The sequence below is a fragment of the Avibacterium gallinarum genome (assembly GCF_002921135.1).
Lineage (GTDB): Bacteria > Pseudomonadota > Gammaproteobacteria > Enterobacterales > Pasteurellaceae > Avibacterium > Avibacterium gallinarum.
Window position 1 is genome coordinate 214,975 of sequence record NZ_PQVJ01000011.1, and the last position, 14,469, is coordinate 229,443.

Below are 14,469 nucleotides of genomic sequence, written 5' to 3' on the forward strand. Positions count from 1 at the left end.
AGCAATGAACACAGCGCAAATTATTGAAAAACTTCGCAAATTAAAAGTGATCCCCGTGATCGCCTTAGATAACGCACAGGATATTCTTCCTCTTGCGGAAACCTTAGCCAGCAACGGCTTACCAGTGGTAGAAATCACTTTTCGCTCTGCCGCAGCGGAAGAAGCAATCCGCTTAATTCGCCAGCATAACCCCTCTATCTTAATCGCTGCCGGCACGGTGCTAACCAGCGAACAAGTGGTACAAGCGAAAAATGCAGGTGCAGATTGCATTGTTACCCCAGGCTTTAACCCGAAAATCGTAAAACTTTGCCAAGAATTGGATATTCCTGTTATGCCGGGAGTGAACAACCCAATGTCCATTGAAGCGGCATTAGAATTAGGCGTAACCGCAGTGAAATTCTTCCCTGCCGAAGCCTCAGGCGGCGTGAAAATGATCAAAGCCCTACTCGGCCCTTACGCCCAACTTCAAATTATGCCAACGGGCGGAATCAGCGTAAACAACATTAAAGACTATCTCGCCATTCCAAACGTGGTAGCTTGCGGCGGTTCTTGGTTCGTAGAAAAATCCCTTATCAACAGCCATAATTGGGAAGAAATTGGGCGTTTAGTGCGTGAAGCTGTTGCAATTACCAACGCCTAACTCGTCTAACAACGGAACAACGCCTTGAAATAAAAGTGCGGTGGAAAATTTTGAAAAATTCCACCGCACTTTTAATTTGTAACAGATCAAACTCTATAATATGTGCATTGTTCTTTTTGTAAAAACACTTGCTTGTCAAACGTTCAAAAGGTAGTAAAATAACTACAATTTTAATAAGGAGGACAATATGGCGATTACTGTTACCTCAAAAGAATTTAATCAACGTGCTAGCTATGTATTGAAACTCTCTGAAACCCAGCCTGTTTTTATTACCAAATGGGGAAAGATTGTCAGTGTGTTGTCGAACTATCAGGATTATCGCAATGCACGATCAGAACCCAGTTTTGAAGAGCTATTTGGACAACCTGCAACAAGTGTTAGCGATAAAGACATTGAAGATTTCGATCAAATTCTTACGGAAATTCGCAAAAATACGCATATACGCGAAGTAGAATTGGATTAGTACAAGGTTTGAGCAATGTATTTATTAGACACGAACATTATTTCCGAACTTTATAAATTTCGTAACGGAAAAATTAATGCGGGTGTAAAAGCGTGGTTGGCTGAGATTTTACCGAGTGAAACCGCGATCAGTTGCATTACGCTTTCAGAAATTCAAACAGGTATTTTGTTAAAGGCACGTCGGGACAAAGCTCAAGCGACATTGTTAAATGAATGGTTTAAGCAACAAATCATTCCTGTTTATCAACAAAATACCTTACCTATTACAGCAGAAATTGCATTAATGGCGGCGGAATTGCACATTCCAAATAAAATGGATATTAATGATGCCTACATTGCCGCCACCGCAAAATTTCATCGTCTGAAATTAGTTACCCGCAATGTCAAAGATTTTGAAAATTGCGGGATAGAAATTATCAATCCATTTCTTGATCAACGGATTGTTCGTACGACTTTTATGCCATTCATCAATAAGGCACTTTCCCCGCTTTTTCAATTAATGATTTAAGATACGGAATATCATCGTGGCTGAGCATATCGATTAATCCCTCGCGTAGCCATTGGATAATTTCGCTTTCGGTATCATAGCCGTATTTTTGATTGTACATTTCTAACACGGGGATTTCTTTGGATTCGTGTAAATACATTCTCACTGACAGCCCTGCTTTTTTGTAAGCAATTAAATCTTCTTTGCCAACATAGTGGTATTCCACGCAAACACTGCTGGCGTTTGATCCCAACACCGCACTGAGCTGATCGTTATAGCGTGCGAGGGTAACCACTTGCAAACGCAACGCTGGTAATAATGCTTTGACTTTATTAATTAAAACGTGATCAAAGCCTAATAGCAAAATTTGATCTACCGTGTTGGTACGTTGCAACATTTCCGCTAGCACTTCGGCAAAACGCTGATGATTACGGCGTTGTTTGGCTTCTACAATCAAGCCGACATTATTTTCTAATGCCCATTTTAACACGGTTTCTAATTCCACAATGTGCGTGCCTTTGAACGCTGGTGAGAACTTTTCACCAAAATCATAGCGTTGTAGTTCAGCAAGAGTCATTTGTTCCACATAACCTTCACCGTTAGAAACACGTTCGATAGAAAAATCGTGGATAACCACCATTTTTTCATCTTTTGTCATTGCAATATCCAGTTCAATGCTATGCGTTCCCGCTTCTAATGCGCCGATAAAAGCAGGCATTGTGTTTTCTGGATACTTAGCACTGTAACCGCGATGGCTGTTCGCCAAAATCAAGCCTTTCTCAGTAACGTTAAATTCAAATGCCATTTTCAACCTCTCTTTTAATTCAATTTAAAAACTAAATTCATTTTAGAGATAATAGAAACATCGCGCAAATACTATCGCAGATAATAGGGATAAATATCTAATTTTCGTGATCGAACTCACAAAAACAAACTTAAATGAGTTTATTTTTTAAATTGCAATTGATCGCGCTTTATCTTCTAGTTTAGAGTATCCACAAAATTATCATCGAGGAGGAATCGATTATGGCAAAACTAGAATTACGCAATATCACCAAAAAATTTGGTGATTTCTATGCAGCAAATAATATTTCGTTTAGTGCTGAAGAAGGGGAATTTGTTACCTTGCTCGGCCCGAGTGGTTGCGGAAAAACCTCGTTACTAAAATTGATCGCAGGCTTTCATCGTGCTGATGAAGGGGAGATTGTGATTGGCGATCGACAAGTGAATGACATTCCACCAGAAAAGCGTAACACAGCGATGTGTTTCCAATCTTATGCGTTGTTCCCCCATTTGAATGTTTCGCACAATATTTGTTATGGGCTAAAGCAAAAGAAAATTCCTATTGATGAACAAATTGCACGCTTAAATGTGGCGTTAAAACAAATGGATTTAGAAACCCAAAAACTAAAATTACCTTCTGAGCTTTCGGGTGGTCAGCAACAGCGTGTCGCCCTTGCGCGCGCAATGGTAACGCGTCCTGATGTCATTTTATTTGATGAACCGCTTTCAAATCTTGATGCGAAATTACGCGAAAGTGTACGTTTTGAAATTAAGCAACTTTCTCATCAATACAATCTTACCAGTATTTATGTTACCCACGATCAAGCAGAAGCCTTATCAATGTCAGATAAGATCATCGTGCTAAACAAGGGTTCGATTGAGCAAGTAGGTACGCCGCAAGAAATTTATTACCAACCAAAAAATCGCTTTATTGCCGATTTTATTGGCGTGGCAAACATCACTAAAGCGAACGTCAAACATTGGCAAGATGATCTCTATCAAGTGGATTCCTTATGGGGCAAATTCATTGTGCAATCAGCCCACAAGCCTGTGGCTGAGAATATTTATATTTGTTTCCGCCCTGAAGATGCAATCCCTTGTGAGCCAAATAGCAACGTGGAAAATAAATTTAGCGTCAAAGTGCTACAAACCGCCTTTATGGGCAATATGACTGAAGTGCAAGGCTTGGTAACTTCAGGTTTGCCCAATGAGAAAGTGCGGTTGCAATTAACCAAATTTTCACCGTTGTTAAATCAATCAGAAGAATTATTTTTCACCCTCGCGCGTGATGCCATTCGTTTCTTGGAGGCGGTATGAAATCCTTAAAACAAGATCTCAAAGCCTGGCTTCTGTTAGGAACAGGGCTTGGCACGATTTTATTATTAATGGGTTCAACCTTTTATTTAGTGGTGGCACAAAGTTTCGGCTTGCAAAATATGTATGGCGAACCGTCCCATTTCACCTTGGATTATTGGCAAGAAGTGTTAAGCAATCCTATCTTTCATAAGTCTTTTTGGTATTCGGTACGCGTTTCCTTTCTTGGCGCGGTATTTTCCATTTTAGTGGCTTACCCTATTGCGCTGTGGTTGCGTAATCCAATTAAAGGCAAAGAATTTATTGTTACCTTTTTCCGTATGCCTATGCTGGTGCCGGGGTTGGTTGCTGCATTCTTATTTATGAATATGATTTCCTACCACGGTATTCTCAATGAAACCTTAGTTTGGCTAGGTATTTGGGAGCAGCCAAAATCCCTACAAAATGACAGCTTTGGCTGGGGCATTGTGATTTTGCAAATGTGGAAAAATATTCCTTTCGCCTTAATTCTTGTTGGCGGTGCGGTGAATTCTCTGAAAAGCGATCTCTTTGATGCCGCGTCAAATCTGGGTTCAAACAGTTGGCAACGTTTTATTTATGTGATTTTCCCTCTCACACTTGGCGCAGTGCAAGTTTCCTTTATTTTGATTTTTATCGGCGCATTAGGAGATTTCGCCTTTTATAGCATTGCCGGCCCACGTGATACCTATTCGCTAGCTCGCTTTATGCAAATGAGCGCCTATGAATTTGAAGAATGGAATCAAAGTGCGGTGTTAGCGATGGTGATTATGCTCACCTCTGCACTCGCGTCAATTTTAATCACGCTGATTATTCGTCCATTATCTGTTAAACGAGGAGCGGTAAAATGAACAAAATACAAAGCAAAAACACACGTTTAATCAACCGCATTGTGCTGATCTTTTTTGTGGTAGTCAATTTTGTTTGGCTCGTTTTGCCGTTCCTAATGGCAGGATTATGGTCGCTTGTTGATCCACAACATCCTTGGAGCTATCCAGATATTTTCCCACCTGTGCTTTCTTTTGAACGTTGGCATTATGTATGGGAAAACACCGCACTGAAAGAAGCTATGTTGAATAGCTACACCATTGCACCGATTGTTTCTTTAATCGCCATCACGCTTGCCTTGCCAACGGCCTATGCCTTTGGACGAATGGAGTTTCGTGGTAAAAAAATTGCCGAACTCATCACCTTAATTCCTTTGGTGATCCCAGGAATGATCATTGCGCTATTCTTTAGTGCGGTGTTAATTCAGTTAAATATTAACAATCCAATGATCGGTATTATTATCGGGCATACGGTAATGACATTACCTTACGCGATTCGCATTTTATCTTCAGGATTTTCTTCCGTACCGCAAGATTTAATTGATGCAAGTCGCGATCTTGGTGCGTCAAAATTCACCACCTTTAAAGATGTTTATCTACCCATGCTAAAACCTGCATTTTTGGCGTCAATTATTTTCTGTTTAGTGAAAAGTATCGAAGAATTTAGTATTTCTTTTGTCATCGGTTCACCAGATTTTATCACCGTGCCAACCATACTTTATTCTTTCTTGGGCTACTCTTTCATTCGCCCAAATGCGGCCGTGGTATCGATCATCTTATTAATTCCAAACGTTATCTTGCTATTAATTATTGAGCGTTTATTGAAAGGTAACTATTTATCTCAATCCACAGGTAAAGCCTAATCTTGTAAACCATAGCCTTGTAAATCATAGGAGAACACAATGATGAAAACTCGTCTTATTAAAACCGCATTAATCAGTTTAGGGCTAACCACCGCGCTGTCCGTTTCGGCTTCCCAAGATCTCAGCCAAAAAAGCTGGGAAGAGATTGTGGCACAAGCCAAACAAGAAGGCTCGGTAACCTTTAGCGTGTGGTATTTACAACCGCAATTCCGTCTTTTTGTCAAAGATTTTGAAAAAACCTATGGCATCAAAGTGAAAATTCCTGAAGGCACTTTAGACGGTAATATGAATAAGCTGATCGCTGAAAAATCCCTTAGTAAAGGGAAAATGGACGTGATCGCCATCGCAGCCGACAATTATCCTATCGTGCAGAAAAATGATGTGTTACGAAATCTCAACAGCTTGCCTAATTTCGCTCAAGCTAACCACGCTTTGCAAGGAGTGAAATTTGGCAATCAAGCAATGGGCTTTTGGGGCAACCAAACGGGCTTCGCTTATGATCCAATGCGGGTGAGTGAAGATCAACTGCCACAAACCTGGGCGGAAACTGAAACCTATATCCAAACTCACCCGAAAAAATTTGGTTACGCTGATCCAAATGGCGGTGCTTCAGGGAAAGCCTTTATTTTCCAAGCCTTACTTAATGTAAGCGGTCAATACGATTATCAAAACACGCCTTTTGACGCAGCTCAAACCGAAAAATGGCAAAGCACTTGGGATTGGTTCAATCAAAATAAACAAAATATGGTACGCACCGCCTCGAACGCGGACAGCTTAACACGCTTAAATGATGGCGAATTAGATATTGTTTCCGCTTGGCAAGATCATTTGTTTAGCCTACAAAAACAAGGTGCGGTTACGCCTCGCTTAAAATTTTATGTACCGAAATTCGGAATGCCGGGCGGTGGTAATGTGGTGGTTGTCGCACAAAATGCCCCACACCCTGCGGCAAGTTTAGTGTTTACCAACTGGCTAGTTTCATCTGAAACGCAACAAAAATTAGCCGACCATTTTGGTACCCGCCCATTAAATGCCGAAGTGGGCGAAGCGGATATTCCATTCTTCCCGCTGGATTGGAGCAAAGCCGCCATTGCTGATTTCACCAAAGAAGTGATCGCCAAATAATATTATTGATGAGTTAAGGTTCTGCCTTAACTCATTTTTTCTCTCTTTTTTTGATTATTGTTGCAACAAAATCCCTTTAGATTTAACGTTGTTATTGCAAAAGTGCGGTTAAAAATTTTGCAATTTTTATGGCATTTAGTGCAAATAATGCCCCTTCCTTTCTCTCAATATTGGAGGACATTCTATGAAAAAACTCACCTTAAGCCTTAATTTAGTTAGCTTACTTAGCTGCTCGCTGTTTTATCCAACCAATCTTAGTGCTGCGCCTAATGTGCCAGACAATCACCAAGCACAAGCGCTGCAATTAGAAAAAATTGTGATTTTCAGCCGACACGGAATTCGCACCCCATTAGTTGGAAAAGACAGCATTTTATCCCAAGCTACCCCTTATCAATGGGTAAAATGGCAGGATAAAACGGGCTATCTCACTGCCAAAGGCGCAAGATTAGAAAAATTATTCGCGGCGTACTGGTCTGAATGGTTGCAACAAACGGGAATTCTTTCCTCACAATGCCCAAAAGACGATCTCTTTATTTATACCAATGCTCGTCCACGCACCATTGATACTGGCGTAAGTTTCGCGAAAGGGGCTTATTCACATTGTGCAATAAGAGTCAATTATCTAGGCGAATATAACACTATGGATAACACCTTTAATCCCGTGATTCGCAGCAAAGTAGATAAAGCCTTTGAACAAAAAGCACGCAAAGCGGTAGATGAATTAGTGGGCGAAGGTGGATTTGCACAACTCAACAGGCATCTACAAAGCAATTTCAACGCCCTCGCGACAGCCTTAAATCAAGAACAATCGCCATTATGCCAAGAAAAACAATTGTGTAATTTAGACCAAGAAGCCAATACGCTCACTTTCACCCAAGGTAAAGAACCTAAAACCACAGGTGCATTACGCGATGGCACAGGTGCAGCAGATAGCTTCTTACTGCAATATTACGAAGGCTTCCCACCTAAAGAAGTCGCTTGGGGACGCATTGACAATCAAGAAAACTGGAAAAAAATTGTTGAAATAAAAGAGCGTTACAACCAATTATTATTCGGCACACAAGTAATGGCAAAAGAAGCCGCAACGCCATTACTCACCTTTATTCAAAACAGCTTCAAAGATTATGGTTATCAACACCCTTACATTGAAAAAGCTCGCAATGCCAAAGTGGTATTATTAGTCGGGCACGATTCCAATGTTGGCTCGCTCTTACCATTATTGAAAGTGAAACCTTATCATCTGCCTGATCAGCTAGAAACCACGCCAATTAGTGGTAAAGTGGCATTTGAGAAATGGGTGAACGCAAAAGGCGAAGCCTTTATGAAAGTGGAATATGTTTATCAAACCATTGATCAATTACGCAACGGCACAAAACTTTCTTTAACAAATCCACCAAATCGTATAACCTTACAGCTTGAAGATTGCCCAACCAACGCGCAAGGTTTATGCAAAATGGAAGATTTTTATAACGCGGTAAAAAATGCCTTAAAATAACACCGCACTTTACCCATAGCCGATCACGGCTTCGCTTTTGTATAATGTGAAGCCGTACTCCCGAACCATCGCAAACCGTGAACGAGGCGTGATCAAAAAATGACTGAAAGCAAAAAAGACAATGCTATTTTTAATCTCAAAGCCAGCGAAAAACTGTTACTACGGCTCATTCGCCAATATTCCCCCTCACGCAAAGAATTAAGCGCATTATCGGGTTTAACCCCTGGGGCAGTAACGCAATATTGCCGCAAACTGTTGTTTCTCGGCTTAATTAAAGAAACGGAGAAAATGGTAAAAAAACGGGGAACGCCCTCTTTTCATTTAACTTTAAATCCCAATGCTTGTTGCTCGATTGGTATCACCTTTTCAGATAACTCATTTCAGCTCGCAATCGTGGATTTTATTGGCAATAAAATTGCCAATGAACGCTATGTTTACCACAATAGCGTGCAATTTGATGAATTATGCCAACAAATTCGCACCGCACTTCAGCAACTTTTAGACAAAAAATTTCTCGCTGAAGCAAAAATTCTCGGCATCGGTTTTTCTCTTTCTGGCTACCTATTGGCTGATCAATCCATTTCGTCCCCTTGGTTTCCGTTATTACAAAATATCCCTAACTTAGCCAACGTATTCAGCGAAAAACTGGGCTATCCTTGCTACATCGAAAATAACATTAACACCGTTGCCTTAGGGGAATATTATTCAGGTTTATGGAATGATATTGAAGATATGGTGGTGATCAGCCTTGATTTTGGCATCGGCGCAGGGATTATTTCACAAGGAAGATTGATCCGAGGAGGATTTGGTAACGCTGGCGAAATTGGTATGCTATTTCCCTACGGAAAATCTCGTCCAAGCTGGAAATATTTAAAAGAACAAGTCGGTGAAGAAATCTTCTCTCAACCTGATTGGCAAACTGATCAAAACGTTCAAATGTGGTTAACGCAAAGTCAAGAGCAAATTCTTTCATTAGTCTTGTCTGCCATTGCGTGGTTTGATCCCAAAGTGATTGTATTAACAGGTATGCTACCTGAGAAAGTGATTAAACAGCTGATTGAATATGTTAAATCATCTGAAAATATTCAAACCATTCACCGCTCTTCGGCACAAATAACCGCATCTAAAATAAAAATTGAAGATATAGCAATCGGGGCAGCCGTCGTACCGATTTATCATTTTTTATCACCATAGAGAAATTAGGATTTCATCTTAGAAGAGTCGTTAAGTTGTGCAGTTTGACTGCACAACGTTGTTATTTTTTCTTTCTTGGGTGTAATGATAAAGAATAAAGTTACACCTATAGAAGATAAATTAATTCCCCTAAAAAATCATATATAGAAGAGATAATTTATGAAAATAGCAACAGTCTTTATAAACGTTCCTAAATATTCTTTAGTAATCCCTGCCTCCACATAAAGATCAGCTTGTAAAAAAAGATTGCCATCTTTATCTTTATAGAGCTTCAAAAATCTTTTTTCCTGATTCCATTGATTTATTTTTGTGAGCGTTACATCTTCCTCCGTCCTATAAGAGAAAAATGATAAAGACTCACCTTCTCTCGTATTATCAATAAAAATGTTAATACCCTTATCTAAGGTTAGACGGATAAGACCTTTTTCCAGTAGTTCTACTTCTACCTTAGGATAATATTCTTTAGCGATATTAATGATCTCTTGATCAGAAAATTTGGTATAAACCGTTGCGGTTTTCGTTTCAGCATAAACGGATTGGCTTGTGATATAGCTACCAAAGAGAATTACCGTAGCGATAGCAACGCGATAACAGACTGTTTTGAAAAGATTAAATATCTTCATAAATACCACCTCCTTTTTCCGTTTCACGCCAAGTATTGATCGATAACTTATCTCGCATTTGTGCCGCCAAATCATTTTGGTAGCTGAGACGATCGCTCGGATTATTAAGATCATATTGGTAGTAGTTACCGCTTAAACCTTTATATACAAAGATTCCTTTACTTGGAATAAATTCTTTTATCATATTGGTTTTCCTAAATAAAATATTAACAAGGATTGATTAAGTTGGTTACACAAGTAACCAACTCAATCATGGTACCATTATTGAAAATCTTGAAGGTTGTCCTACCAATGAGCGAGGTTTTTGTAAAATGACAGCTTTTTACCAAGCTGTTGAAAAGGCACTCCAATAGCCTTAGATAAGCGATGAGCTGGTTTTTGATCCAAGGGCGTTAAAAGAATGGCATAAACTTGGTGAAAATATAAAAGCACAATTTAAGAAAAAACTGGCTGAAGTTTTGCGTAACCCTCGCATTGAAGCCAATCGGCTTAGTCATTTTCCTGATTGCTATAAAATAAAACTACGCAATGCAGGATACCGTCTAGTTTATCAAGTTCAAAATGAACAAGTGGTTGTTTTTGTTGTGGCTATCGGTAAACGAGAAAACAGCCAAGCTTATAAAAATGCCCAAACAAGGCTATAAAAAATCCGCACTCAAAAGCACGGATTTTTTCGATACTTGAACAATTATTTCACACGCGAAACATATTCACCAGAACGGGTATCTACTTTGATGACTTCGCCTGTTTGTACGAATAATGGCACGCGCACTACTGCACCAGTGCTTAATGTAGCTGGTTTGCCGCCTGTTCCTGCGGTGTCGCCTTTTAAACCAGGGTCGGTATCCACGATTTCTAATTCCACAAAGTTTGGTGGGGTTACAGAAATTGGCGCGCCGTTCCATAGGGTTACGATACAATCTGCTTGGTCTAATAACCATTTTTCTGCATCGCCAACCGCTTTCGCGTCTGCTGAATATTGTTCAAAGGTTTCTGGGTGCATAAAGTACCAGAAAGCGTCATCTTTGTAAGAATAGGTTAAGTTTAAATCCATTACGTCAGCCGCTTCCACAGACGTACCTGATTTAAAGTTCACATCTAACACTTTGCCAGAAATTAATTTACGAATGCGAGTACGGGTAAACGCTTGACCTTTTCCCGGTTTTACAAATTCATTTTCAACGATCACGCAAGGCTCGCCATCTTGCATAAATTTTAGACCTGGTTTGAAGTCAGTGGTAGTATATGTAGCCATATTATCCTCAAATAAAAAGAGATTGTTTTTAAAAGTGCGTATTTTAACCCGAAATATCCCCATTAGAGAAGTAGAAAATTGGGCAGATCATCTCGCAAATGCCATTTCTGATCCCAAAGTCTTGCTGGAACACTTAAATCTTCCCCTTTCTCTTTTTGAAAAAGATTTTGCCGCACGCAAGCTGTTTGCGCTGCGCGTTCCCTTGCCTTTTGTGGAACGAATGGAAAAAGGCAATCCAAATGATCCGCTCTTTTTGCAGGCAATGACCTCGCATTTAGAATTTGTGCAAGCGGAAGGATTTAGCAAAGATCCCTTAGAAGAACAACAAACCGCCGCGCCAAATATTTTGCATAAATACCATAACCGATTGTTATTTATGGTAAAAAATAGCTGTGCGATTAATTGTCGCTACTGTTTCCGCCGCCATTTTCCTTATGCTGAAAACAAGGGCGATAAGAAAAATTGGCAAAAAGCCTTGGACTATATTACGCAACATTCAGAAATTGATGAAGTGATTTTCTCTGGCGGCGATCCGCTTATGGCGAAAGATCACGAGCTAGAATGGCTGCTAAAACAACTAGAAAAAATCCCGCACTTACAACGTTTACGCATTCACAGCCGTTTGCCTGTGGTGATTCCGCAGCGTATCACTGACGAACTTTGCGAGCTGCTGGCACAATCTCGCTTGCAAACGGTGTTGGTTACCCACATCAATCACCCCAATGAAATTGATGAGCATTTGGCGCACGCAATGGCGAAGCTGAAAAATGCTGGCGTAACCTTGCTTAACCAAGCGGTGATGCTGAAGAATATAAACGACAATGCCCACACGCTAAAAGCCTTGAGCGAGCAACTTTTCCGCATTGGTATTCTGCCCTATTACTTGCATTTGTTTGATAAAGTGGAGGGCGCGAGCCATTTTTATCTTGATGATGAAAGTGCGGTGGAAATTTACAAAGAATTACAAAAGCTCACTTCAGGCTATTTAGTGCCGAAATTAGCACGCGAAATTGCCAATGAACCAAATAAAACTTTATATTCTGCCTAATTGCTAATGGAACAATGGCAAAATATCCTTTAAAATAAGCAAAATTTGCACCGCACTTTATTTTAGTGCTTTTATTAACATAAGGTATCAACTGTGACTGAACAACATAAACCAGAAAATAACGCAGCCAACAAGGCGCAAAGTGAACTTGATTTAGAATTTAATCAAATGGAACCGATTACCCCTAAAAAACCTGTTAGCCAAGAGCCTTCTTTACTTGATAAAGCAAAAGAAATGGTGAGTTCGTTAGGCAAAAAAGAAGGGACTTCAACAGAAACCAATACAGTTGAAACAAGCGAAAGTGAAGTATTGGTAGAAAACAATGGCACAACAGAAGAAGTGGTTGTTGAACAAAGCACACAAACACAAGATGAGCCGATCAGCAGAAATCTTAATAAGCCTGAACGTTGGGCAATTTTAAGTTTCATTCCGCCAAAATATCGCCGTATTTTCATCGTATTATTACTGGCGGTGATCATTTTATTGATTATCTCTTGGTTAAAACCAAGTTCAGATACCGTCAATGCGTTTGAACAGCCGTCAAACAGTATTCCAACGCAGTTCCAATCGCTCAATCAAGAGCAGCCAATGGAAAATAATGTGTTGGATAACTTAAACAAAGGGCAACCTGCACAACAAGCAGATACACAAAATGCTCAAAGTGGCAGTGAGAATGCGCAAACTACTGTGGCAAATGCAGAAAATAGTGCAGACAATGCTCAAAGCAATCCTGCAACAAGCCCTGAACCTGTTGCCCAGCCAAGCGTTCAAACAGAGCAACCTGTTGTGCCAGCAGTGAAACCGCAACCAACACCCGTTGAGCCAAAACAAGTAGTAGAAACGGTGAAAACGGCAAGCAAACCTGCTGCGGCACAAACACAGCCGAAACCACAGCCTAAGCCTGTGGCAAAAGCGACAACGCAAACAACCAATACAAGCAAACCAAAAGCGGAAAACAAAGCGCAAACTGCGAAAAAAGCAGAGCCTAAAGCGGAGAAAAAAGTCCCTGTGGTGGAAGCGAAACCAGCTACGAGCAAAACTGCTGGCACAAGCAAAACCCTGACTATTCCGCAAGGCGTTTCGCTTATGCAAGTCTTCCGCGATAACAATCTGAATATTTCTGATGTGAATGCGATGACAAAAGCAAACGGTGCGGGCAATGCGTTAAGCAGCTTTAAACCGGGTGATAAAGTGCAAATTTCGGTTAATTCACAAGGGCGTGTTGAACAGCTTCGTTTAGCCAATGGTAGCACCTTTATTCGTCAGGCGAATGGCACTTATCAGTATAAAAAATAAACTGTTGAAAGAAACAAAAATGGCGGAATTTAATTTCCCGCCATTTTTTATTTCTGACAAAAACGACAAAAATTACAACCGCACTTTCTCTCCGCCGAAATCGTCCAATAAATTGGACGTTAATTTAGCAAGAATCCCTGTCATCAACACAAAATCAGCATCAAAGCGTTGCGCCACATCTTCTTTCAAAATATCATCATTTTTTTCCCGCATTTCATCGGCAAACTTCAAGCGTTTTAAGGTGCCGTCTTCATTTAATACAAAGGTGAGGTGCGCTTCCCATTCCAAAGCCAATTTGGTGATGGTTTTGCCAGATTGCAATAATGACAGAATTTCTTCAGCATCTAAGGCTTGCTGTTTGCAACGGATCACAGCGTTATCTTCACTGCCACGTAACTCGGCATCTTCCAACGCAATCAACCAATCTGGCGTGGCATCATTGCTCACCCAATGGCTCATTACTAAACTTGGATCATTGACAAAAGCCAGCGGCACAACAGGCAGAGAGCCTAAGGATTTACGCAATAGCGCAAGGGCGTCCTCAGCACGCTTACTTGAAGCCGCATCGACATAAACGAGCTGATTTTCACTATCCACCCAAATTGCCGTTTGCTGATATTTACTAAAGGCACGCGGTAGCAACATTGCCACCACATCGTCTTTCAGCGCTTGCTTTTCCACTTTCTTCAATTTGCGATTTTCTTTTTGCTCTAAATCAGCAATCCGCTGATCTAATTCGCGTTTTACAACGTGAGCAGGCAGGATCTTTTCTTCTTTGCGAGCCATTAATAAAATCTGTTTGCCCACCGAAAAATGTAACAATTCACTGGTTTTCAACGGTGAAACCCAACCAAATTTTTGCATATCCCCTTGACCACAAGGGTGAAACTCACATTGCGCAAGCTGTGCTTGCAACTGCTCGGCTGACCAATCTAATTCTTTAGTTAAACGATAGGTCATAACGTTCTTAAACCACATAGGCATTCCTTCTTTATTCGGGTAAAATGTGCCAACGAAAAACCTATTGTAACTGATCTTA

17 protein-coding genes are annotated in these 14,469 nt (G+C 40.4%); 12 read left to right on the forward strand and 5 right to left on the reverse strand.

Annotation, left to right across the window (positions count from 1 at the left end):
• Positions 1–4 precede the first annotated feature (4 nt).
• The 3 genes from C3007_RS04525 (at position 5) to C3007_RS04535 (ending at position 1,610) form a co-directional block, all read left to right on the forward strand.
• On the forward strand, positions 5–640 hold the full coding sequence (locus C3007_RS04525) for a bifunctional 4-hydroxy-2-oxoglutarate aldolase/2-dehydro-3-deoxy-phosphogluconate aldolase (protein WP_103853308.1): 636 nt from the start codon (positions 5–7) through the stop codon (positions 638–640).
• A 187-nt stretch (positions 641–827) separates the two neighbouring features.
• Positions 828–1,103, forward strand: a complete 276-nt coding sequence (locus C3007_RS04530; protein ID WP_103853309.1) for a prevent-host-death family protein — start codon at positions 828–830, stop codon at positions 1,101–1,103.
• A 15-nt stretch (positions 1,104–1,118) separates the two neighbouring features.
• Complete coding sequence (locus C3007_RS04535) at positions 1,119–1,610, forward strand: type II toxin-antitoxin system VapC family toxin (RefSeq protein WP_243397662.1); 492 nt, start codon at positions 1,119–1,121, stop codon at positions 1,608–1,610.
• On the opposite strand, the gene C3007_RS04540 is transcribed toward C3007_RS04535, so the two are convergent.
• The gene (locus C3007_RS04540) at positions 1,570–2,394 is read right to left on the reverse strand and encodes a glycerophosphodiester phosphodiesterase (protein ID WP_103853310.1); all 825 of its coding nucleotides are present in this window, start codon (positions 2,392–2,394) and stop codon (positions 1,570–1,572) included. The two genes, C3007_RS04535 and C3007_RS04540, sit on opposite strands and share 41 nt — an antisense overlap.
• A 221-nt stretch (positions 2,395–2,615) precedes the next feature.
• Here C3007_RS04540 and C3007_RS04545 point away from each other — a divergent pair, with 221 nt between their 5' ends.
• The 6 genes from C3007_RS04545 to C3007_RS04570 all read left to right on the forward strand — a co-directional run bounded on the left by C3007_RS04545 (position 2,616) and on the right by C3007_RS04570 (position 9,208).
• Positions 2,616–3,689, forward strand: coding sequence for an ABC transporter ATP-binding protein (locus tag C3007_RS04545; protein WP_103853311.1), 1,074 nt, complete (start codon positions 2,616–2,618; stop codon positions 3,687–3,689).
• Positions 3,686–4,555 carry an ABC transporter permease gene (locus C3007_RS04550; RefSeq protein WP_103853312.1) on the forward strand — a complete coding sequence of 290 codons (870 nt, stop codon included), beginning with the start codon at positions 3,686–3,688 and terminating at the stop codon, positions 4,553–4,555. The genes C3007_RS04545 and C3007_RS04550 overlap by 4 nt, the downstream gene beginning before the upstream one ends.
• Positions 4,552–5,394 carry an ABC transporter permease gene (locus C3007_RS04555; protein WP_035686885.1) on the forward strand — a complete coding sequence of 281 codons (843 nt, stop codon included), beginning with the start codon at positions 4,552–4,554 and terminating at the stop codon, positions 5,392–5,394. The genes C3007_RS04550 and C3007_RS04555 overlap by 4 nt, the downstream gene beginning before the upstream one ends.
• A gap of 42 nt (positions 5,395–5,436) precedes the next feature.
• Positions 5,437–6,519, forward strand: a complete 1,083-nt coding sequence (locus tag C3007_RS04560) for an extracellular solute-binding protein (protein ID WP_103853465.1) — start codon at positions 5,437–5,439, stop codon at positions 6,517–6,519.
• Positions 6,520–6,703: 184 nt separating this feature from the next.
• Positions 6,704–8,014 carry a histidine-type phosphatase gene (locus tag C3007_RS04565; protein WP_103853313.1) on the forward strand — a complete coding sequence of 437 codons (1,311 nt, stop codon included), beginning with the start codon at positions 6,704–6,706 and terminating at the stop codon, positions 8,012–8,014.
• Positions 8,015–8,113: 99 nt separating this feature from the next.
• Entirely contained in the window at positions 8,114–9,208 is a 1,095-nt protein-coding gene (locus C3007_RS04570; RefSeq protein ID WP_103853314.1) for an ROK family protein, read from the forward strand.
• Between the two features lie 137 nt (positions 9,209–9,345).
• Here the strand turns inward: C3007_RS04570 and C3007_RS04575 are convergent, their stop codons facing one another.
• Together C3007_RS04575 and C3007_RS04580 are read right to left on the reverse strand one after the other, a co-directional pair.
• Entirely contained in the window at positions 9,346–9,831 is a 486-nt protein-coding gene (locus C3007_RS04575) for a YbjN domain-containing protein (protein WP_165779954.1), read from the reverse strand.
• Positions 9,818–10,015: a hypothetical protein gene (locus C3007_RS04580; protein ID WP_103853316.1), complete on the reverse strand. Its 198-nt coding sequence runs from the start codon at positions 10,013–10,015 to the stop codon at positions 9,818–9,820. Before C3007_RS04580 ends, C3007_RS04575 begins: the two co-directional genes overlap by 14 nt.
• 175 nt (positions 10,016–10,190) lie before the next feature.
• On the opposite strand from C3007_RS04580, the gene C3007_RS04585 reads away from it, so the two are divergent.
• Entirely contained in the window at positions 10,191–10,475 is a 285-nt protein-coding gene (locus C3007_RS04585) for a type II toxin-antitoxin system RelE family toxin (protein WP_103853317.1), read from the forward strand.
• A 44-nt stretch (positions 10,476–10,519) separates the two neighbouring features.
• On the opposite strand, the gene efp is transcribed toward C3007_RS04585, so the two are convergent.
• Positions 10,520–11,086 carry an elongation factor P gene (gene efp / locus C3007_RS04590; protein ID WP_103853318.1) on the reverse strand — a complete coding sequence of 189 codons (567 nt, stop codon included), beginning with the start codon at positions 11,084–11,086 and terminating at the stop codon, positions 10,520–10,522.
• A gap of 34 nt (positions 11,087–11,120) precedes the next feature.
• Here efp and epmB point away from each other — a divergent pair, with 34 nt between their 5' ends.
• Together epmB and C3007_RS04600 are read left to right on the forward strand one after the other, a co-directional pair.
• Entirely contained in the window at positions 11,121–12,134 is a 1,014-nt protein-coding gene (epmB, locus tag C3007_RS04595) for an EF-P beta-lysylation protein EpmB (RefSeq protein ID WP_103853466.1), read from the forward strand.
• A gap of 93 nt (positions 12,135–12,227) precedes the next feature.
• Positions 12,228–13,430 carry a LysM-like peptidoglycan-binding domain-containing protein gene (locus C3007_RS04600; RefSeq protein WP_103853319.1) on the forward strand — a complete coding sequence of 401 codons (1,203 nt, stop codon included), beginning with the start codon at positions 12,228–12,230 and terminating at the stop codon, positions 13,428–13,430.
• A 72-nt stretch (positions 13,431–13,502) separates the two neighbouring features.
• Here the strand turns inward: C3007_RS04600 and rdgC are convergent, their stop codons facing one another.
• On the reverse strand, positions 13,503–14,408 hold the full coding sequence (gene rdgC, locus C3007_RS04605; RefSeq protein WP_103853320.1) for a recombination-associated protein RdgC: 906 nt from the start codon (positions 14,406–14,408) through the stop codon (positions 13,503–13,505).
• Positions 14,409–14,469: the final 61 nt, after the last annotated feature.

Excerpts from the sequence above, each read along its gene's own strand:
- C3007_RS04525 (WP_103853308.1), top strand. The coding sequence starts at position 5 with ATGAACACAGCGCAAATTATTGAAAAACTTCGCAAATTAAAAGTGATC.
- C3007_RS04530 (WP_103853309.1), top strand. The coding sequence starts at position 828 with ATGGCGATTACTGTTACCTCAAAAGAATTTAATCAACGTGCTAGCTAT.
- C3007_RS04535 (WP_243397662.1), top strand. The coding sequence starts at position 1,119 with ATGTATTTATTAGACACGAACATTATTTCCGAACTTTATAAATTTCGT.
- C3007_RS04540 (WP_103853310.1), bottom strand. The coding sequence starts at position 2,394 with ATGGCATTTGAATTTAACGTTACTGAGAAAGGCTTGATTTTGGCGAAC.
- C3007_RS04545 (WP_103853311.1), top strand. The coding sequence starts at position 2,616 with ATGGCAAAACTAGAATTACGCAATATCACCAAAAAATTTGGTGATTTC.
- C3007_RS04550 (WP_103853312.1), top strand. The coding sequence starts at position 3,686 with ATGAAATCCTTAAAACAAGATCTCAAAGCCTGGCTTCTGTTAGGAACA.
- C3007_RS04555 (WP_035686885.1), top strand. The coding sequence starts at position 4,552 with ATGAACAAAATACAAAGCAAAAACACACGTTTAATCAACCGCATTGTG.
- C3007_RS04560 (WP_103853465.1), top strand. The coding sequence starts at position 5,437 with ATGAAAACTCGTCTTATTAAAACCGCATTAATCAGTTTAGGGCTAACC.
- C3007_RS04565 (WP_103853313.1), top strand. The coding sequence starts at position 6,704 with ATGAAAAAACTCACCTTAAGCCTTAATTTAGTTAGCTTACTTAGCTGC.
- C3007_RS04570 (WP_103853314.1), top strand. The coding sequence starts at position 8,114 with ATGACTGAAAGCAAAAAAGACAATGCTATTTTTAATCTCAAAGCCAGC.
- C3007_RS04575 (WP_165779954.1), bottom strand. The coding sequence starts at position 9,831 with ATGAAGATATTTAATCTTTTCAAAACAGTCTGTTATCGCGTTGCTATC.
- C3007_RS04580 (WP_103853316.1), bottom strand. The coding sequence starts at position 10,015 with ATGATAAAAGAATTTATTCCAAGTAAAGGAATCTTTGTATATAAAGGT.
- efp (WP_103853318.1), bottom strand. The coding sequence starts at position 11,086 with ATGGCTACATATACTACCACTGACTTCAAACCAGGTCTAAAATTTATG.
- rdgC (WP_103853320.1), bottom strand. The coding sequence starts at position 14,408 with ATGTGGTTTAAGAACGTTATGACCTATCGTTTAACTAAAGAATTAGAT.